This is a genomic window from Actinacidiphila sp. DG2A-62, assembly GCF_035825295.1.
Lineage (GTDB): Bacteria > Actinomycetota > Actinomycetes > Streptomycetales > Streptomycetaceae > Actinacidiphila.
This window is the reverse complement of sequence record NZ_JAYMGI010000002.1, coordinates 1172414-1191041: the sequence shown is the minus strand read 5'-3', so window position 1 is coordinate 1191041 and position 18628 is coordinate 1172414. Positions and strand designations below refer to the sequence as shown.

Here is an 18628-nt window from a genome sequence, read left to right as displayed (position 1 = left end):
GGAGGTGTGCGGGCGCGCGGCGCGCAGGGGTGCGGTGGGCGGGAGTTCGTGCGCATGCTTTGCATAAAAGTGCGGAGTCCCGTATAGTCATGCTGCCTGACCAGGAGGAGGCGGCGATGACGGTGCGGGTGGCGGTGGCCGGGGCCAGCGGGTACGCCGGGGGAGAGGTGCTCAGACTGCTGCTGGGGCACCCCGGCGTGCGGATCGGCGCGGTGACCGCGCACGGCAACGCGGGACAGCCGCTCGGCGCGGTGCAGCCGCACCTGCTGCCGCTGGCCGACCGGGTGCTGGAACCGACCTCGGCCGAGGCGCTCGCCGGCCACGACGTGGTCTTCCTCGCGCTGCCGCACGGCCAGTCCGCGGCCGTCGCGCAGCAGCTCGGCGACGACGTGCTGGTGGTCGACATGGGTGCCGACTTCAGGCTCAAGGACGCGGCCGACTGGGAGAAGTTCTACGGATCGCCGCACGCGGGCACCTGGCCGTACGGCCTGCCCGAGCTGCCGGGCGGCCGCGCCGCGCTGGAGGGGTCCAAGCGCGTCGCGGTCCCCGGCTGCTACCCGACGGCCGTCTCCCTGGCCCTGGCCCCCGCGTACACCGCGGGCCTGGTCGAGGCCGAGGCGGTGGTCGTCGCCGCCTCCGGCACCTCGGGCGCCGGCAAGTCCGCCAAGCCGCACCTGCTGGGCTCCGAGGTGATGGGCTCGATGAGCCCGTACGGCGTCGGCGGCGGGCACCGGCACACGCCCGAGATGGCGCAGAACCTCAGCGCCGCGGCCGGCCGCCGGGTCACCGTGTCCTTCACCCCCACCCTGGCCCCCATGCCGCGCGGCATCCTCGCCACCTGCTCGGCCAGGACGCTGCCCGGCGTGACCGCGGCGGACCTGCGCGCCGCGTACGACAAGGCGTACGCCGAGGAGCCGTTCGTGCACCTGCTGCCGGAGGGCCGCTGGCCGGCCACCGCCTCGGTCTACGGCTCCAACGCCGTCCAGCTCCAGATCGCGCACGACGAGGCCGCGGGCCGGCTGATCGCCGCCTCGGCGATCGACAACCTCACCAAGGGCACCGCGGGCGGCGCGGTGCAGAGCATGAACATCGCCCTGGGCATCCCCGAGGCGACCGGACTTTCCACGACAGGAGTCGCACCGTGAGCGTCACGGCAGCGAAAGGGTTCACGGCGGCGGGTGTCGCGGCCGGGATCAAGGACAGCGGGCAGCCGGACCTGGCACTGGTGGTCAACACCGGCCCCTCGCGCGCCGCGGCCGGCGTCTTCACCTCCAACCGCGTCAAGGCCGCGCCCGTGCTGTGGTCCGAACAGGTCGTCAAGGGCGGCGCGGTGACCGCCGTGGTCCTCAACTCCGGCGGCGCCAACGCCTGCACGGGGCCGAAGGGCTTCCAGGACACCCACGCCACCGCCGAGCGCGCCGCCGAGGCGCTCGGCCACAGCGCCGGCGAGATCGCGGTCGCCTCCACCGGCCTGATCGGCGTACCGCTGCCGATGGACAAGCTGCTGCCGGGCGTCGACCTGGCCGCGGCCGAACTGTCCCCGCACGGCGGCGAGAAGGCCGCCATCGCCATCAAGACCACCGACACCGTGCACAAGACGGCGGTCGTCACCGGCCCGGGCGGGGCGTGGACGGTCGGCGGCATGGCCAAGGGCGCGGGCATGCTCGCGCCGGGCCTGGCCACCATGCTGGTGGTGCTCACCACCGACGCCGACGTGGACGCCGGCGTGCTGGACAAGGCGCTGCGCGACGCCACCCGGCAGACCTTCGACCGGGTCGACTCCGACGGCTGCATGTCCACCAACGACACCGTGCTGCTGCTGGCCTCCGGCGCCTCCGGCGCCGCCCCCGACTACGGGGACTTCGCCGAGGCGGTCCGCGCGGTCTGCGACGACCTGGCCCGGCAGCTGATCGGCGACGCCGAGGGCGCGAGCAAGGACATCAGGATCGAGGTGGTCGGCGCGGCCACCGAACAGGACGCCGTCGAGGTCGGCCGCTCCATCGCCCGCAACAACCTGCTCAAGTGCGCGATCCACGGCGAGGACCCCAACTGGGGCCGGGTGCTGTCCGCGATCGGCACCACGAGCGCGGCCTTCGAGCCCGACGAGCTGGACGTCGCCATCAACGGCGTCTGGGTCTGCCGGGACGGCGCGGTCGGCGAGGACCGCGACCTGGTCGACATGCGCTTCCGGGAGGTCGCGATCACCGCGGACCTGCACGCGGGCGAGCAGTCCGCGGTGATCTGGACGAACGACCTCACCGCGGAGTACGTCCACGAGAACAGCGCGTACAGCTCGTGAGCGCGCCGCAGACGCCGGCCGCCCGGCCCGGGGCGACGCCGCGCAAGCACACCGCGCTGGCCAAGGCGCAGGTCCTGGTCGAGGCGCTGCCCTGGCTGACCCGGCACCACGGCAGGACCGTGGTGATCAAGTTCGGCGGCAACGCCATGGTGGACGAGGACCTGAAGGCGGCCTTCGCGCAGGACGTGGTCTTCCTGCGGCACGCCGGCCTCAAGCCGGTCGTGGTGCACGGCGGCGGCCCGCAGATCAGCGCGCAGCTGGACCGGCACGGCCTGGTCAGCGAGTTCAAGGCGGGCCTGCGGGTGACCACGCCCGAGGCGATGGACGTGGTGCGCATGGTGCTGGCCGGCCAGGTGCAGCGCGAACTCGTCGGCCTGCTCAACCGGCACGGCCCGCTCGCGGTCGGCCTGACCGGCGAGGACGCGCATACCATCACCGCGGTCAAGCACTACCCGACCGTCGACGGCGAGGCCGTGGACATCGGCCGGGTCGGCGAGATCACCGAGATCGACACCGGAGCGATCCAGGCGCTGCTGGACGACGGCCGCATCCCCGTCGTCTCCTCCATCGCCCGCGCCGCGGACGACGGCCACATCTACAACGTCAACGCCGACACCGCCGCCGCGGCCCTGGCCGCCGCGCTCGGCGCCGAGACGCTGATGGTCCTCACCGACGTGGAGGGCCTGTACGAGGACTGGCCGAACAGCGACGAGGTGATCAGCAAGCTGACCGCCTCCGAGCTGGAGAAGCTGCTGCCGGAGCTGTCCAGCGGCATGGTCCCGAAGATGGAGGGCTGCCTGCACGCGGTGCGCGGCGGGGTGCACACCGCCCGCGTCATCGACGGGCGGGTCCAGCACGCGATCCTGCTGGAGATCTTCACCGACGAGGGCATCGGCACGATGGTCGTGCCCGACGAGGTCCCGGACGACGCGGCGGTCCCGCACACCCCGGAAGTCCGTGAAGCTCCGGACGCCCCGGAAGTCCGCGAAGCCCCGGACGCCCCGGGCGCCCCGGAGAACGACACGCACGGCAGCGAAAGGGGAGCGCAGTGAGCGGCACCACCGGCAACCAGGAGCTGACCCGGCGCTGGCAGGCGTCGCTGATGGACAACTACGGCACCCCGCGGGTGCCGCTGGTCCGCGGCGAGGGCGCCACCTTCTGGGACGCCGACGGCAAGGCGTACACCGACTTCGTCGGCGGCATCGCCGTCAACGCGCTGGGCACCGCGCACCCCGCGGTGGTCGAGGCGGTGGGCCGGCAGATCGCCTCCCTCGGGCACGTGTCCAACCTGTTCGTCGCCGAACCGCCGGTGGCGCTGGCCGAGCGGCTGCTGCAGCTGTTCGGACGGCGCGGCCGGGTGTTCTTCGCCAACTCCGGCGCGGAGGCCAACGAGGCCGCGTTCAAGATCGGGCGGCTCACCGGCCGCACCCGCATGGTCGCCACCGAGGGCGGCTTCCACGGCCGCACCATGGGCTCGCTGGCGCTCACCGGCCAGCCGAAGAAGCGGCAGGCGTTCGAACCGCTGCCCGGCGAGGTGACGTTCGTGCCCTACGGCGACGAGGGCGCGCTGCGGGCGGCGGTGGACACCGACACCGCGCTGGTGATCCTGGAGCCCATCCAGGGCGAGAACGGCGTCGTCGTGCCGCCGGCCGGCTATCTGCGCGCGGCCCGTGAGATCACCGCGGCCACCGGCACGCTGCTGGTGCTCGACGAGGTGCAGACCGGCATCGGCCGCACCGGTCACTGGTTCGAGTGCCAGGCGCAGGGCGTCGACCCCGACGTGGTCACCCTCGCCAAGGGCCTGGGCGGCGGTCTGCCGCTCGGCGCGGCGGTCGCCTTCGGGCCTGCTGCTGACCTGCTCACGCCGGGCGCGCACGGCAGCACCTTCGGCGGCAACCCGGTGGCCTGCGCGGCCGCCCTCGCGGTGCTCGACACCATCGCCGCCGACGATCTGCTGGACCACGTCAAGCGGCAGGGGGAGAAGCTGCGGCAGGGCATCGAGGCGCTGCAACACCCCTTGGTCGATCATGTACGCGGCGCGGGGCTGCTGATCGGTATCGTGCTCACCGAGCCGCTGTCGGCGCGGGTGCAGCAGGCGGCTCAGGACGCCGGTTTCCTGGTGAACGCCGCCGTGCCCGACACCGTTCGCCTCGCGCCGCCGCTGATCGTCGGCGACGCGGAGACCGACGCGCTGCTGCGGGCGCTGCCCGGCGTGCTCGACCAGGCGCGGGACACGTGAGACAACGGAGACTGACAAGACGATGAGCGAGGCGCAGCAGCACGGCGGCCAGGCCGTACCGCAGACACGTACCGCACGGCACCGCAGGATCGTGGACATCCTCGGCCGGCAGCCGGTGCGTTCGCAGAGCCAGCTCGCCAAGCTGCTCGCCGACGACGGGCTGAGCGTCACCCAGGCGACGCTCAGCCGGGACCTGGACGAACTCGGCGCGGTCAAGATCCGCACCAACGACGGCGAGCTGATCTACGCGGTGCCCTCCGAGGGCGGCTTCCGCACCCCGCAGGCGCCGCTCGGCGAGTCGGTCAAGGAGGAGCGGATGCGGCGGCTGGCCGCGGAACTGCTCATCTCCGCCGAGGCCTCGGCCAACCTGGTGGTGGTCCGCACCCCGCCGGGCGCCGCGCAGTTCCTCGCCTCCGCCATGGACCAGGCCGAGGTCCACGACATCCTCGGCACCATCGCGGGCGACGACACCGTGGTGCTGATCAGCCGCGACCCGGCCGGCGGCCAGAAGCTCGCCGACCACCTGCTGCGGCTCGCCGAGGGCGAGGCCTGAGTCCCCGCGGCACGCCTCCCGGCCCACGGAATTGAAGAAATGCCGACTAGTGCATACTTATGCCATACCGCACATCATCTGGAGGCAGTGCAGTGAGCCACGACGACACGGGGGCCGGGACGGCCGGGGCCGGCGCGAACGAGACGGCCGGCACGGCGCGGGGCGGCGGCAAGCTGTGGGGCGGGCGCTTCGCCGACGGCCCGTCGGCCGCGCTGGAGAAGCTGTCCGCCTCCGTGCACTTCGACTTCCGCCTGGCGCCGTACGACATCGCCGGCTCGCGCGCCCACGCCCGGGTGCTCTACCGCGCCGGCCTGCTCACCGCCGACGAGCTGGACCGGATGATCGCGGGCCTGGACACCCTCGAGTCCGACGTCGCCTCCGGCGCCTTCCAGGGCACCGTCGCCGACGAGGACGTGCACACCGCCCTCGAGCGCGGCCTGCTGGAGCGGCTCGGCCCCGACCTCGGCGGCAAGCTGCGGGCCTGCTGCTCCCGCAACGACCAGATCGCCACCCTCTTCCGGATGTACCTGCGCGACCACGCCCGCATCATCGCCGGACTGATCGCCGACCTCCAGGACGCGCTGGTCGGCCTCGCCGAGGCGCACCCGGACACCGCGATGCCCGGCCGCACCCACCTGCAGCACGCCCAGCCGGTGCTCTTCGCCCACCACGTCCTCGCGCACGCCCAGGCGCTGTCCCGGGACGCCGAGCGACTGCGGCAGTGGGACGAGCGGACCGCCGTCTCCCCCTACGGCGCCGGCGCGCTGGCCGGGTCCTCGCTCGGCCTGGACCCCGAGGCGGTCGCCAGGGACCTCGGCTTCGAGCACGGCAGCGTCGCCAACTCCATCGACGGCACCGCCTCCCGGGACTTCGTCGCCGAGTTCGCCTTCATCACCGCGATGATCGGCGTCGACGTGTCGCGGATCGCGGAGGAGATCATCCTCTGGAACACCAAGGAGTTCTCCTTCGTCACCCTCCACGACGCCTTCTCCACCGGCTCGTCGATCATGCCGCAGAAGAAGAACCCCGACATCGCCGAGCTGGCCCGCGGCAAGTCCGGCCGGCTGATCGGCAACCTCACCGGCCTGATGGCGACGCTCAAGGCGCTGCCGCTGGCCTACAACCGCGACCTCCAGGAGGACAAGGAGCCGGTCTTCGACTCCTGCGACCAGCTGGAGGTGCTGCTGCCCGCCTTCACCGGCATGGTGGCCACCCTCACCGTGCACCGCGAGCGCCTGGAGGAGCTGGCCCCGGCCGGCTTCTCGCTGGCCACCGACGTCGCCGAGTGGCTGGTGCGGCAGGGCGTGCCCTTCCGGGTCGCGCACGAGGTCGCGGGGGAGTGCGTGAAGGTCTGCGAGGCCGAGGGCATCGAGCTGCACCAGCTCACCGACGAGCAGTTCGCCAAGATCTCCCCGCACCTGGAGCCCGCGGTCCGCGAGGTGCTGAACGTCCCCGGCTCGCTCGCCTCCCGCGACGGCCGCGGCGGCACCGCGCCCAGCGCGGTCGCCACGCAGCTCGCCGACTTCAAGGCGGACCTCGCCGCGCAGCACGCCTGGGCCGACGCGAAGAGGTGAGCCCCGCGCTCGGGCCTCCGGCAGGAGGCCCGAGCGCCTGGCAGGAGCCGGGCGCCGGCAGCACCCGCCCCACCGGGCGCGCGGGCGGATCAGGGCGGGTCAGGGCGGGTCAGTCGCGGTACGAGGGCTGGGGCGGCGGTATGAACTGGTCGGCGGACGAGCCGAGCCAGCGCCGCTCCAGGGAGACCAGCGAACCGTCCTCGCGCATCTGCTCCAGCACCCCGTTGACGAACCGCACGAAGTCCGTCTGGTCCTTGCGCATCGCTATGCCGTGCGGTTCCTGGGTGAAGCGCGGCCCGACCAGCTTGGTGTCCGGGTCCTGGGCCTGCAGGCCGATCAGGATGGTGTCGTCGGTCGAGGCCGCGTCCACCTTCCCCAGCTGCATCAGCATCAGGCAGTCCGTCCAGTCCGCGACCGCCACCGGCACCACCGGGTGCTTCTTGAGGCTCCTCAGCGTCTGGATCGAGGTGGTGCCGCCGGCCGCGCAGACCCGCTTGCCGCCCAGGTCGTCTATGGACGTCGCGGTCGAGGACTTGGGCACCAGCACCCGCTGCCCGGCGTCCATGTAGTCGGTGGAGAAGGCGACCGACTTCCAGCGCTCGCAGTTGATGGTCATCGAGTCGATCACGATGTCCACCGAGTGGTCGGTGAGCACCGGGATGCGCCGGGCCGAGGTGACCGTCTTGAACTGGATGCGGTCAGGGCTGCCGAACAGCGCGGTGGAGATCCGCCGCAGCAGCTGGATCTCGAACCCGTCGAGCTGGCCGGTCAGCGGGTCGCGGTAGCCGAAGAGGTAGGAGTTCTGGTCCACCCCGGCGATCAGCCGGCCGCGCTTGACGATGTCCGCCATCGTCGAGCCCGCGGGCATGTGGCCCGGCGTCGGCAGCGCTCCCGCCGGCCGGTAGCTCTCCAGCGGACGGCACGACTGGTCCTCGGCCGGCGCGGCGGCCGGCAGCTCCGCCTGCCGCAGCGCGGTCGTCCGGCCGTGGGAGTCCGCGCGGCCGGCGCCGCGGTCCGGCGCCGGGCCGCTTCCGTACACCACGGTCGCCGCCACGGCGGCGGCCAGCGCCGTCGCCAGCGCCGTGCGCCGCAGCACCCGCGCCGTGATCACCCGTCTCGCGTCCGACACCACCGTGAACCCCCCTTCCGCCGACCGGGTGCGCCCGGTCCGTATCGACCGTCGCCGGCCCGTCCACCCCGTAGACGGATGGTGACGGGCCGTCGGTTCCCGCCGACGGCGGGTTACCACGAACGGGTGGATCTGACAGGAAGCGGAACCCGCGTGGAGCGGGCCCCGCGGACAGCGGAACCGGCGGCCGGCCCAGGGAGCAGCCCCGCGTGCGGCGGCCCGTGTCCGGCGACCGGGAGGCCGGCGGGCGCCTCGGGAGGCGGCGGGTTGCTCCGGGAGGCCGACGGGGTGCTCGGGAGGCCGGCCGGGCGCTCAGCGCGTCAGGCGGCCTTCGCCTTCGTGGCGTAGATGTCCACGTACTCCTGGCCGCCGAGCCGCATGACCTCGCTCATCACCTCGTCGGTGACGGCCCGCAGCACATAGCGGTCGCGGTCCATGCCCTCGTAACGGGAGAAGTCCAGCGGCTTGCCGAACCGCACCGTCACCGGCGCGATCCGCGGCATGCCCTTGCCGCCCGGCTGCACCTTGTCGGTGCCGATCATCGCGAACGGCACCACCGGCGCGCCGGTCATCAGCGCCAGGCGGGCGATGCCGGTGCGGCCGCGGTAGAGCCGGCCGTCGGGGGAGCGGGTGCCCTCCGGGTAGATCCCGAAGATCCGGCCCTCGTCCAGCACCCGGCGCCCGGTCATCAGCGCCGCGACGCCGCCGCGGGCGCCGTCGCGGTCGACCGGGATCATGCCGCAGGTGGTGAAGAACCACGCCATCAGCCGGCCCTTGAGGCCCTTGCCGGTGACGTACTCGTCCTTGCCGATGAAGTAGACCTGGCGCTCGACCACCAGCGACAGGAACATCGAGTCGATGAACGTCACGTGGTTGCCCGCCACGATCACCGGCCCCTCGCCCGGGATGTGCTCCACGCCCTCGACCACCGGGCGGTACAGCACGCGCATCAGCACACCGAGAATCACCTTGAGCACGCTGCGGGACATGCGGGAGAACAAGGACCCCTCCGGACGGTGACGGTCAGACGGTCGACAGGTGCGAGTACGTTGCGAGTACCTCGGTACGACCCTACCGGCCCGTACCCCAGGACGATACTTCCGCATCCGGCGCCCGCGCACGCCGGGTTCACCCACCGGATACGCACTGTTGACCCGGTGCTGACCTGCCGTGCCGAGGGCGCCGGCCGCCTGATCGGGTGAAGATCACCCGCCCCGGGAACCGCCGCGGCGGCGTGCCCGCGCCGCCGCGGCCCGCGCAGCCGGTATGCACGGTTCCATGCCCCGCGTGCCGTCCCCCGCTCCCATGAACACCGCGCTCCAGGAGCGGTACGAGCGCCACGCGCGGCTGCTCCCGCTGCTGGCCGCGGAGGCCGCCGCCGAGGCCCCGCCGGGCGGCGCGGTCGAGGCCGCCGACGTCGAACAGGCCGTCTGGCTGCGGCTGCTGGAACTGCCCGCGGCGCCGGCCGAACCGGTGCGCTGGCTGCGCGGGGCGGTCCGCGCCGAGGCGCGCCGGGCCGCACGCGCGGGACTCGGCGCCCGCCCTCGGCGGTCCGCCCCCGCGGGACTCGGCGCCGACCCGCACCAGCCCGCGGGCGCCGGGGCCGGCGCGGAGGACCTGGCGCTGGCCGCCGAGCGGCGCGCGGCGATCGGCGACGTGGTGCGCGCGCTGCCCGGCCGGTGCCCGCAGCTCGTGTCCGCGCTGATGTCCCGTTCCGACCTCACCTACCGGGAAATCTCCCGGGAGTTGGGAATCTCACAGGGCAGCCTGGGGCCGCTGCGCTCGCGCTGTCTGGGATGTCTGAGAAGTCTCCTGAAATCGAGGGTTGGAATCCCGGTGGTACGGGGTAATGCACGGTAAACAGTCAGCGGCAGTGGGCACCCTTGGCACGCCCGGACGGGACTGAGACGGGTAGCGCGGGGCGGTACCCGGCCGGAATGTTTGTGCGATCATCGGCGCCACGGAGGCGGCGCATACCCGCACCAACTCCGCTCAGGCACACGTCCCGGGCGCTCTCACCCACCCTCAACTGCCCGGACGGATTCGAAGGGGAGGCCTGCGCGCATGGGCATGAGCGTGACCATCTCTACGGCGGAGCACAGCGACGCCGAGAAGATCCTGAAACTCCAGTACCTCTGCTACCAGGGCGAAGCAGAGCTCTACGGCGACTACACCATCGAACCGCTGACCCAGACCCTGGACGAACTGCGCGCCGAACTCGCCCAGGGCGTCGTCCTGGTGGCCCGCCTCGGCCAGGAGGTGGTCGGCTCGGTGCGCGGCGCCGTCGACGACGACGGCACGGCCCGGATCGGCAAGCTCATCGTCCACCCCCGGCTGCAGCGGCACGGCCTCGGCGGCCGGCTGCTGTCCGCGCTGGAGACGCGGCTGGCGGCCGAGGCGGAGGCCAAGCGGTACCGCCTGTTCACCGGCCACCGCAGCGAGGTCAACCTCCGGATGTACCGCAAGCTCGGTTACGAGCAGGTGGGCGCGGCCGAGCCGGTGACCCGCCGGCTGAGCCTGGTCCACATGGAGAAGCCGGCCCGTCCCGAACCGTCCACGGTCAGCTACGCGGCGAGCGCCTGAGCACCGGCGTCCCGGTCCCGGTCCCGCGCGTGGACCCGGACCGGGCGCCGTCCGCGGCCGCCGAGCGGCGCAGCCACAGCAGCCCGGCGACCGGCAGGGCGATCGGCAGCAGCAGGTAGTCGGCGCCGTAGTAGGACCAGACCGTCGAGTCGGCGAACGCCGAGGAGTCCGCGATGGTCAGCGTGCCCACGGTGAGGACGCCGAGCAGCTCGGCCGAGCAGCACACCATCGCGACCCTGCGCGCCGACTCGCCGCCCTTGACCAGTGCGGCCAGGATCACCGCGTAGACGACGCCGGCGACGGCGGAGAGCACGTACGCCAGCGGCGCGTGGTGGAACTTGGTGCAGATCTGCACGATCGACCGGGAGAGCGCGGCCACGGTGAACATCCCGTAGAGCCACAGCAGCAGCCGTCCGGGCCCCTTGCCGATTCCGGCGGGGTTCTCGTTCTCGCCGCCCCGGCCTTCCGCGTGCGTCTCAGCCATGTCCGCCTCCCCAGATCTCGTGCAGCCGCAGTTCCAGCACCGCGACGATCACTGCGCCGGCGGCGACGATCGCCGAGCCCCAGCGGGTCCGCTCGGCCAGCGACATGAAGGCGGCCGCCGGGATCGCGCACACCGCGCCGATCAGATAGGCGAGGAAGACCGCCATGCCCTGCTCCGGCCGGTCGCCCCGGGCCAGCTGCACCACGGAGATCACCAGCTGGACCAGGGTGGCCAGCGTCACCACGGCCATCCCGGCGAAGTGCCAGTCCTTGGTCGCCGAGTCGCGGTACGCCGCGTAGCCGCACCACACCGCGAGCAGCAGCGCCGTGACGGAGACCGTGATGATGACCGCGTCGAGCATGGGAGGACTGTATTACGGGCGGTGACCCCGCCCGTCCGCCGGGTCGCCGCCGGGTCGCCGCCCGCCCGCCGGGTCGCCGCCCGCCCGCCGGGTCGCCGCCGGGCCGCCGCTCCACCTCGCCGCCGGCGTCCCGCCCCGGCCGGCCCGCGCGACCGCGCGGTTACGCGACGTCGCCGCCGATCCGCTTCTCGAACCAGTGGTGCGCGTACGGCTCGTCGTTGAACGCCGGGACCTCGCGGAAGCCGGCCCGGTGGTAGAGGCCGATCGCGGCCTCCAGCGCCTTGTTGGTGTCCAGGCGCAGCAGGTCGCGGCCCGCCGCCACCGCCCGCGCCTCCAGCTCCGCCAGGAAACGGCGGCCGAGGCCGAGCCCGCGGGCGTGCGGCGCCACCCACATCCGCTTCACCTCCGCGGGGGCGCCGGCCGGAAGCTTGAGCCCGGCGCAGCCCACCGGCTCCCCGTGCAGCCGCGCGACCAGGAACTCGCCGCGCGGCGGGCGCAGTTCGCCCGCGTCCGGCAGCAGGCTGCGGTCCGGGTCGAAGCCGGTGTCGAGGCGCTCGCGCAGTTCGGCGACGTACCGGCGCAGGCAGTGCTCGGCGTCCGGATGGCCCGGGTCCACCACGTCGAGCGCGACGGTGCCCGCGGTCAGCAGCCGTTCCACCTCGGCCATCGCGGCGACGAGGCGGGCGCGCTGCCCGGCGTTGAGCGGATCGAGCAGCGAGCCGGCCAGTGCGTCGCTGCGGGCGTCCAGCAGGTCGCGCTCGGCGCGGCCGGCGGCGGTGAGCCGCACGGTGCGCACCCGGCGGTCATCGGGCAGCGGCTCGACCGTGACCAGGCCGGCCGCCTCCAGGGAGCGCAGCAGCCGGCTGACGTACCCCGAGTCGAGTCCGAGCCGGTCGCGCAGCCGGCGTACGTCCTGGCCGTCCGCGCCGACCTCCCACAGCAGCCGGGCCTCGCCGATCGGCCGGTCCCGGCCGAGGTAGTGGTCGTGGAGCACGCCCACGCGCCCGGTCACCGTGCGGTTGAAGCGCCGCACCTGCTCGATCTGTGCCGCATCCATTCTCTGACCTTAGTCAGAGAAAACCTCGCGGGTCCAGTCGCGCGCCCCGCGCCGCCCGCGCGGCGGTCCGGTCCGCACCCGCCCGCGTACCGCGCGCCCCCGTACCGGCGCCCTCAGCCGTACCGCAGCCAGTAGACGTCCGTGGTGTACGGCAGCTCCATCGCGCCGTCGGGCCCGGCCACCCCGTGGTCGCCGAGCACCGCCTCCACCTCCGCGCGCACGCGCTCCTGCGCGGCCGCGTCCAGCACGGCTATGTGGCTGGAGGACATCATCCGCTCCACCACGTCCACCACCGTCGTGGAGTGCGGGTTCGGCCAGTGCCGCTCCTCGATCCGGCCCCACCCCGGCCGGCCGTCGAACACCGCCCGCCAGCCGTCCTGCCGGTACGGCTCGCCCGGCCGCGGCGCCAGCGGCGGACTCGGCAGGTCCTTGGGCGCCAGCCGGAAGTAGATGTCCTGGAAGTCGCGCACCCACGGCACCGACGTGTCGTAGGTGTTCCACACCAGCACCAGCGCGCCGCCCGGCCGCAGCAGCCGCTCCACCTCCGCCAGCGCCCGGTCGGCCTGGAACCAGTGCCAGGACTGCGCCGCCACCACCGCGTCCGCGCACCCGCCGGGCAGGCCCGTCGCCTCCGCGGTCCCCGCCGTCACCGCCACCCCCGGCAGCAGCTCGGCCAGCCGCTCGCGCATCTCCCGCACCGGCTCCACCGCGAGCACCTCGGCGCCGGTCAGTGCCAGCAGCCGGGTGAACTTGCCGGTGCCCGCGCCGAGGTCCACCACCGTCCGGCCGGCCTCCAGCGGCAACACGTCGGCCAGCGCCGCGAGCGCCGAGAGCGGATAGGAGGGCCGGGAGCGCTCATATACCCCCGCGGCCCGCTGATAGCCGACTCCTGCTGCGTGGTGCACTGTCACGCGGGCTGACGGTAGCAGGATCGGATGACGTCCACGGATACTCCTCGCGACGGGCATTCCCCCTACTCTGGAAGGGCGTTCACCCGCAAGAGCGCCATCACGCCCCCGCGGCCACCCTGCCCGGCGGACGCCGCGTCCGATGTTGCATGCTGTGCAGTCCACCCATGCCCTGGTTACGGAGCAGCGAATGACAGCCACCTTCCCGGACATCACTCTCAGCACGGACCGGCTGGTGCTGCGCCCCTACGACGAGGCGGACCTGCCCGCGCTCACCGAGATGATGAACGACGACCTGGTCACCGCCTGGACCGGGGCGCCCCACCCCTACACCGCGGAGGACGCCCGGCTGTTCGTCACCACCACCGCCCCGGCCGAACGCACCGAGGGGCGCGGGCTGGTGCTGGCCGTCACCGAGTTCCTCACCCAGCGGCTGGTGGGCACGGTCACCCTGCAGCGCACCGACTGGCGCATCCGCGGCACCGAGATCGGCTACCTCACCGCCGCCTGGGCCCGCGGCGAGGGCTACGCCAGCGAGTCCGTCCTCGCCGTCTGCCGCTGGCTCTTCCGCGAACAGGGCTTCCAGCGCGTCGAACTGCGCACCGCCGCGGACAACACCGCCTCCCAGCAGGTCGCGCAGAAGATCGGCTGCGTCAGCGAGGGCGTGCTGCGCGGCGCCGGCCTGGTCCGCACCCGCCCCGAGCACAGCGGCCGGGACGCGGCGGACCGGGCGCACCGGGCGGACGGCGCCGGCCCCGCCGACGCCGGCTGGGTCGAGACCCGCACCGACCTGCTGGTGTGGAGCCTGCTGCCGGAGGACCTGGACGACGCCTCGGCGCCGGACGGCGACGAGGAGCCCTACGAGTCCTACGCGTCGTCCTACCCGGACCCCGCGGACCCCAGCGACCGCACCGCCTACGCCCACTGGCGCTGAGGCCCTGCGACCAGGCACGCTCCGGGTCGCCGACCCTGCCGCCCGCCGTCGGGCGGCGCCCGGTTAGGGTTCTTCCCCCGGGCCACGGACCCGGCGCTCCCGCGGACGCCGGCCCCTCGCGGACCCGGCCCCCACAGCGACCCGCACACGCCTGGAGGCAGACGAGATGGCCGACCGGGTCACCGTGATCGGATGGGACGGCTCGCCCCCACCGAGGCCGCGCTCGCCGCGCTCGGCGCCGCCACCCTCGTCGCCGGCACCCGGCACCACCTGGCGCTGCCGTACGTGCCCGAGGACGCCGAGCAGATCGTCCTCGGCAGCATCGACATCGCCGCCCGCCGCATCGCCCAGCACCGCGGCACCGCCGTCGTGCTCGCCGACGGGGACCCCGGCTTCTTCGGCGTGGTCCGCGCTTTGCGCGCCCCCGAACACGGCCTGGAGATCGAGGTCGTCCCCGGCGTCTCCGCCGTCGCCCAGGCCTTCGCCCGCGCCGGCATGCCCTGGGACGACGCCCGGGTGGTCGTCGCCACCAGCCGTACGCTGCGCCGCGCGGTCAACGTCTGCCGCGCCTACCCCAAGGTCGCCGTCCTCACCGCGCCCGGCGCGGGACCCGCGGAACTCGCCCTGCTGCTCGACGGCGTGCACCGCACCTTCGTCATCTGCGAGGCGCTCGGCACCGAGCAGGAGGAGGTCACGGTCATCACTTCCGACAACGTCGCCGACCACATCTGGCGCGACCCCAACGTGGTGCTCGTGGTCGGCGGCATCTCCTCCGCCGCCCCCGAGGTGGCCGGCCGCGGCGGCTGGATCGCCGGCCGCGACCCGGGCTTCCCCGGACCGGTCCGCGGCTGGGCGCTGCCCTCCTCGGAGTACGGCGGCGACCTGCCCGCACAGGTCCGCGCCTTCCAACTGGCCAGGCTCGGCCCGCGCACCGGCGACCTGGTGTGGGACATCGGCGCCGCGGACGGCGCGGTGGCGGTGGAGGCCGCCCGCTTCGGCGCGGCCGTCATCGCCGTCGACGCGGACGCGGACGCCTGCGACTGGATCACCGCCACCGGCCGCAGGGCCGGCGTCCAACTCCAGGTCGTGCACGGCTCCGCGCCGGGCGCGCTGGAGGACCTGCCCGAGCCGGACGTGGTCCGGATCGGCTGCACCGACGCGGAGGTCACCGCCGCCGTCGCCGCCCGCCGCCCCGAGCGCATCGTCACCAGCGCGGGCAACCGCGACGAGGCGGAAGCGGTCAGCAGGGCGCTGGAGGAAGGCGGTTACGACGTGGAGCGCGCACTGGTGCAGTCCGTCGAACTGGACGGCGAATGGGCCGAGCGCGACCGGTCGGTGAGCTTCCTGCTGACCGGCACCCGCCGCTGATCCCGAACACCCCTTGAGGGACGGCCGCTTGGGCCTCGCCGACCCGTTTCCGACCATGGTCGACGACACTGCTGATTAGCACGTTTCCGCTGGTGGCACCGGGATTTACGAGAGTCGTGTGAGATACGTCCCGAGGTTCGGACTCTTGGCCGGACGCCCGTGGGCAGCGGGGTAGGCTGGCGGACCGTTGTGCCGTCCTCGGGCGTCGACGGACCGTTCGCGTGTTCGGGACGGCCGGCGCCGACGTGCCGCATTCCGGGCGCACTCGTTGTCCGTTCGGGGTGGCGGCACGCGTGCGGAAGCGGTCGCGCGCGACGGCTGGAAGGAGCGAAACCGATGGGCGAGGGGCACGCATGACGGACACCGGTCGGAACTCCGCCGAGGGCCTGCCGGAGAACGGCGCGGCTCCCGCGCCGCACGGCGCACTGCCCGGCGGCGACGCACCCGGCGGCGCGCAGCCCGGCGGTGCCTACGACTCCTACGGCAACGGTGTGCCGCAGCAGCCCGGTTGGGGCGGCGACCCGCTCACCGACCCGCTCCCCGAGTACGCGTACCTGGAGCAGCCGGCCCCGCCCGGCGGCGCGCTGGACGACGAGGACGACGTGCTGCTGATGCCGGGCGCACAGGGCTCGTGGAGCGACCCGCAGCCGGTGCCGCCGCAGCCGGAGAACCCGCTCCAGGGCCCCGTCCAGCCCCCGGCCCAGGCCGCAGGTGCCGGGCCCGCTCCGCAGCAGGGCTTCGCACCGGGTCCGGCGCAGGGCGAGGGGACCGGGCCGGGCGCGGCGCCGCAGCCGTACGACGGCGGTGCCCCGCAGGCGTACCCGGGCGCGGGGCGGATCTCCGTCGAGGTGCCCACGGAGGTCCCGGTGGAGAACTCCGTCCCCACGCCGCCGCCCGCCCCCCGCCGCCCGCTGCACATGGGCCCGCCCATCCCCGAGCCCAACACCGGCGGGGTGTCGGTGCGTTCGCTCGCCGACCGCGGCCCGGCCGTCTCCGGCCCGCCGACCGTCGGCCCCGAGTACCTGGACGTCCCGCGCGACGACGCCTCCGGCATCCCCGCCCAGCAGACCGGCGAGCCCACGGGGACCTGGCCGGCGGCGGGAGCGGAGACGCCCTCGCAGCGGTCCCTGATCCCGCACGCGGACAGCGTGGTCAGCCCCGCGCAGGCGGCCCCGGCCGCCGCGCAAAAAGCTCCCGCGGACCCGGCGAGTGCGGCTCCCGCGCCCGCCGCGCCCGCTGTGCCGGGCGGGCACGCGCCCGTCGGCGAGCCGGTCGTCCCCGCGCAGGGCGCGGCCCCGAACGTCTCGCAGGGCGTCGGCTTCCCGGCGGCGGTCTCGGCCGAGGGCCCCCAGTTCGCGGCGGCCGGTGCGGCGGGCGTCGCCGTGCCCGGCGGCTCGGGCCCGGTGCCCTTCGACCACACCACCGACATGCCCGACGACGCCGCGACACCGCCCGGCGGCGTCGCGTACGCCGGCGAGGGCCACGGCCTGCCCGACGCGCACGACGCCCAGAGCGTGCCGGGCGCTCAAGACGCCCCGGGCGCCGAGGTGTCCGCGCCGGTCTCGCTCGACGGCGTGGCGGCGCTGGGCGGTGCGGCGATCCCCGCGCAGTCCACGAGCCCGGCCGCGGGCAGCCGCGCCTGGCCCCGCCGGCCCACCGGAACCGGCCCCAGGACAGGCGTCCCGGCCGAGCAGGCCGCGGCGCCTGGCGCGGGCGACGCCGCGGTGTCCGACGCCGCACCGGACGTCGCCGGCGCGGACGCCGCCGCTGAGGCTGTCGCCGGTCCGGGCCAGGCGCCTCCCGTGCAGGGAACGCCCGCCGGCGGGACGTACCTGCCGGAACAAGCCGGTGGCCAGGCCGTGGACGGCTCGGTCGCGGGCGCCGTGGCCGCACAGGGCGACGATCCGGCCGCGGCGGGAACGGCCGCCGGCGGCCCGGCGGACGCCGCGGCCCGCACGGCCGCCACTCCGGTCGACGGCGGCGTGCGACCGGAGCCCGCGCCGGCCGCGGACGGCCCGGCGGCAGGCGTGCCCCAGGCCGCCGCCGACCCCGGCGCGGAACCGCACACCGCGGGTCCGAGCGGGGCCGCGCAGCCGGGCGTCGAGGCCGCGGCCGGTGCGGCGGGCGCCGCCCCGCAGAGCGTGGCCGCGCAGAACGCCCCGGGCGCCGACGTCCAGCCGGCGGGTGGCCCCGAGAGCCACGCCGGTACGGGCGTCGAGCCGGTCGGTGAGGCGGACGGCGGCCACGCCGAAGCGGGCGCTGCCCCGGATGCGGCAGCCGCGCCCGCCGGTGCGGCGCCGGACGGCGTCCAGGCGGCACCCGGTGCTGAGCCGGCCCGGGCGTGGCCGGTGCTCCCGCGGGTGGTGCGGGTACGGGCGTCGGGCCGACGGGCGGCGCGCATGCGGGGGTCGGTGCTGAGCCGGTCCCGGGCGTGGCCGGTACACCTGCGGGCGGTGTGGGTACGGGCGTCGGGACGACGGGTGAGCCGGCGGGCGGCGCGCATGCGGGGGTCGGTGCTGAGTCGGCCCCGGGCGTGGCCGGTGCTCCCGCGGGTGGTGCGGCTACGGGCGTCGGGCCGGGCGGTGCGGTGACCGACGTGGCCGATGCCGGAGCCGGTGCCCCGCCGGGTACGGGTACGGCGGTCACGCCGGCCGGTGGGCCGGGGGAGGCCGGGCAGGCGGCCGGAGGTCAGGCCGTGGTACAGCCGGATGCCGAGGGACAGGGCGGTGCTGCCGGTCCCGACGCGGGCGGAACGGCGGCCGAGGGCGTCGAGGCGCAGGACCGGCCGGACGCGGCTGCGGCGACCGCCGCTCCCACGGGACGCCGGCGCGCGAGCAAGACCGCTGCCGCGGGCGTTCCCGAGGGAGGGAACGCATCCGCGCAGGCGGGTGCCCCTACGGCAGGCGGCGCGCGGCGAAGGCCGCGGCGGGCGCGCCCGCCGCGTCGGCGCCGACTGCCGCTCAGGGGGCGGCAGTCGGCTCCGACGCGGTGGCTGACGCGGGGGAGAGCACCGTTGAGGCGGTGGCCGAGGACGCCCTCGCCGCCCCCGCTGCGGACGCCCACCTGGCCGGTGCCGCGGACCACTTCGTGGAGGCGGCGCCGAACTCCGCACCGGCGGAGGGTGCTTCGGCCGACGCGG

General features: G+C 74.9%; 16 protein-coding genes and 1 pseudogene. 11 read left to right on the top strand and 6 right to left on the bottom strand.

Features of this window, described 5'->3' with window-relative positions; all coding sequences use genetic code 11:
• Positions 1-116: 116 nt before the first annotated feature.
• The 6 genes from argC (at position 117) to argH (ending at position 6665) form a co-directional block, all read left to right on the top strand.
• Positions 117-1145 carry an N-acetyl-gamma-glutamyl-phosphate reductase gene (gene argC / locus VSR01_RS05555; protein ID WP_326453503.1) on the top strand — a complete coding sequence of 343 codons (1029 nt, stop codon included), beginning with the start codon at positions 117-119 and terminating at the stop codon, positions 1143-1145.
• Positions 1142-2299 carry a bifunctional glutamate N-acetyltransferase/amino-acid acetyltransferase ArgJ gene (argJ, locus tag VSR01_RS05550; RefSeq protein ID WP_326448158.1) on the top strand — a complete coding sequence of 386 codons (1158 nt, stop codon included), beginning with the start codon at positions 1142-1144 and terminating at the stop codon, positions 2297-2299. Before argC ends, argJ begins: the two co-directional genes overlap by 4 nt.
• The gene (argB, locus tag VSR01_RS05545) at positions 2296-3351 is read left to right on the top strand and encodes an acetylglutamate kinase (RefSeq protein WP_442785402.1); all 1056 of its coding nucleotides are present in this window, start codon (positions 2296-2298) and stop codon (positions 3349-3351) included. The genes argJ and argB overlap by 4 nt, the downstream gene beginning before the upstream one ends.
• The gene (locus tag VSR01_RS05540; protein WP_326448157.1) at positions 3348-4538 is read left to right on the top strand and encodes an acetylornithine transaminase; all 1191 of its coding nucleotides are present in this window, start codon (positions 3348-3350) and stop codon (positions 4536-4538) included. Before argB ends, VSR01_RS05540 begins: the two co-directional genes overlap by 4 nt.
• A gap of 22 nt (positions 4539-4560) precedes the next feature.
• A complete protein-coding gene (locus VSR01_RS05535) occupies positions 4561-5091 on the top strand; it encodes an arginine repressor (protein ID WP_326448156.1) in 531 nt (176 codons plus the stop codon).
• A gap of 173 nt (positions 5092-5264) precedes the next feature.
• Positions 5265-6665 (top strand): argininosuccinate lyase, encoded by a 1401-nt coding sequence (argH, locus tag VSR01_RS05530; protein ID WP_326453502.1) that lies wholly within the window; start codon positions 5265-5267, stop codon positions 6663-6665.
• Positions 6666-6774: 109 nt separating this feature from the next.
• Here the strand turns inward: argH and VSR01_RS05525 are convergent, their stop codons facing one another.
• Complete coding sequence (locus tag VSR01_RS05525; protein ID WP_326448155.1) at positions 6775-7794, bottom strand: glutamate ABC transporter substrate-binding protein; 1020 nt, start codon at positions 7792-7794, stop codon at positions 6775-6777.
• A 320-nt stretch (positions 7795-8114) separates the two neighbouring features.
• Positions 8115-8783: a lysophospholipid acyltransferase family protein gene (locus VSR01_RS05520; protein ID WP_326448154.1), complete on the bottom strand. Its 669-nt coding sequence runs from the start codon at positions 8781-8783 to the stop codon at positions 8115-8117.
• Positions 8784-9099: 316 nt separating this feature from the next.
• Between VSR01_RS05520 and VSR01_RS05515 the strand changes: the two genes are divergently transcribed.
• A complete protein-coding gene (locus tag VSR01_RS05515; RefSeq protein WP_326448153.1) occupies positions 9100-9654 on the top strand; it encodes a sigma-70 family RNA polymerase sigma factor in 555 nt (184 codons plus the stop codon).
• Positions 9655-9858: 204 nt separating this feature from the next.
• Positions 9859-10377, top strand: a complete 519-nt coding sequence (locus tag VSR01_RS05510; protein ID WP_326448152.1) for a GNAT family N-acetyltransferase — start codon at positions 9859-9861, stop codon at positions 10375-10377.
• On the opposite strand, the gene VSR01_RS05505 is transcribed toward VSR01_RS05510, so the two are convergent.
• From VSR01_RS05505 to VSR01_RS05490, 4 genes are all read right to left on the bottom strand, one after another.
• Positions 10355-10861, bottom strand: coding sequence for a hypothetical protein (locus VSR01_RS05505; RefSeq protein WP_326448151.1), 507 nt, complete (start codon positions 10859-10861; stop codon positions 10355-10357). The two genes, VSR01_RS05510 and VSR01_RS05505, sit on opposite strands and share 23 nt — an antisense overlap.
• The gene (locus VSR01_RS05500; protein WP_326448150.1) at positions 10854-11222 is read right to left on the bottom strand and encodes a hypothetical protein; all 369 of its coding nucleotides are present in this window, start codon (positions 11220-11222) and stop codon (positions 10854-10856) included. Before VSR01_RS05500 ends, VSR01_RS05505 begins: the two co-directional genes overlap by 8 nt.
• A 160-nt stretch (positions 11223-11382) precedes the next feature.
• On the bottom strand, positions 11383-12279 hold the full coding sequence (locus tag VSR01_RS05495) for a bifunctional helix-turn-helix transcriptional regulator/GNAT family N-acetyltransferase (protein ID WP_326448149.1): 897 nt from the start codon (positions 12277-12279) through the stop codon (positions 11383-11385).
• A gap of 113 nt (positions 12280-12392) precedes the next feature.
• A complete protein-coding gene (locus VSR01_RS05490) occupies positions 12393-13190 on the bottom strand; it encodes a class I SAM-dependent methyltransferase (RefSeq protein WP_326448148.1) in 798 nt (265 codons plus the stop codon).
• A gap of 187 nt (positions 13191-13377) precedes the next feature.
• Here VSR01_RS05490 and VSR01_RS05485 point away from each other — a divergent pair, with 187 nt between their 5' ends.
• The 3 genes and pseudogenes from VSR01_RS05485 to VSR01_RS05475 all read left to right on the top strand — a co-directional run bounded on the left by VSR01_RS05485 (position 13378) and on the right by VSR01_RS05475 (position 18080).
• A complete protein-coding gene (locus tag VSR01_RS05485) occupies positions 13378-14121 on the top strand; it encodes a GNAT family N-acetyltransferase (RefSeq protein ID WP_326448147.1) in 744 nt (247 codons plus the stop codon).
• Positions 14122-14287: 166 nt separating this feature from the next.
• Positions 14288-15489: pseudogene (cbiE, locus tag VSR01_RS05480) on the top strand (precorrin-6y C5,15-methyltransferase (decarboxylating) subunit CbiE).
• A 353-nt stretch (positions 15490-15842) separates the two neighbouring features.
• Positions 15843-18080: a hypothetical protein gene (locus VSR01_RS05475; RefSeq protein ID WP_326448146.1), complete on the top strand. Its 2238-nt coding sequence runs from the start codon at positions 15843-15845 to the stop codon at positions 18078-18080.
• Positions 18081-18628 lie beyond the last annotated feature (548 nt).

Excerpts from the sequence above, each read along its gene's own strand:
- VSR01_RS05510 (WP_326448152.1), top strand. The coding sequence starts at position 9,859 with ATGGGCATGAGCGTGACCATCTCTACGGCGGAGCACAGCGACGCCGAG.
- VSR01_RS05520 (WP_326448154.1), bottom strand. The coding sequence starts at position 8,783 with ATGTCCCGCAGCGTGCTCAAGGTGATTCTCGGTGTGCTGATGCGCGTG.
- VSR01_RS05485 (WP_326448147.1), top strand. The coding sequence starts at position 13,378 with ATGACAGCCACCTTCCCGGACATCACTCTCAGCACGGACCGGCTGGTG.
- VSR01_RS05515 (WP_326448153.1), top strand. The coding sequence starts at position 9,100 with ATGAACACCGCGCTCCAGGAGCGGTACGAGCGCCACGCGCGGCTGCTC.
- VSR01_RS05535 (WP_326448156.1), top strand. The coding sequence starts at position 4,561 with ATGAGCGAGGCGCAGCAGCACGGCGGCCAGGCCGTACCGCAGACACGT.
- VSR01_RS05495 (WP_326448149.1), bottom strand. The coding sequence starts at position 12,279 with ATGGATGCGGCACAGATCGAGCAGGTGCGGCGCTTCAACCGCACGGTG.
- argC (WP_326453503.1), top strand. The coding sequence starts at position 117 with ATGACGGTGCGGGTGGCGGTGGCCGGGGCCAGCGGGTACGCCGGGGGA.
- VSR01_RS05500 (WP_326448150.1), bottom strand. The coding sequence starts at position 11,222 with ATGCTCGACGCGGTCATCATCACGGTCTCCGTCACGGCGCTGCTGCTC.
- VSR01_RS05475 (WP_326448146.1), top strand. The coding sequence starts at position 15,843 with ATGACGGACACCGGTCGGAACTCCGCCGAGGGCCTGCCGGAGAACGGC.
- VSR01_RS05505 (WP_326448151.1), bottom strand. The coding sequence starts at position 10,861 with ATGGCTGAGACGCACGCGGAAGGCCGGGGCGGCGAGAACGAGAACCCC.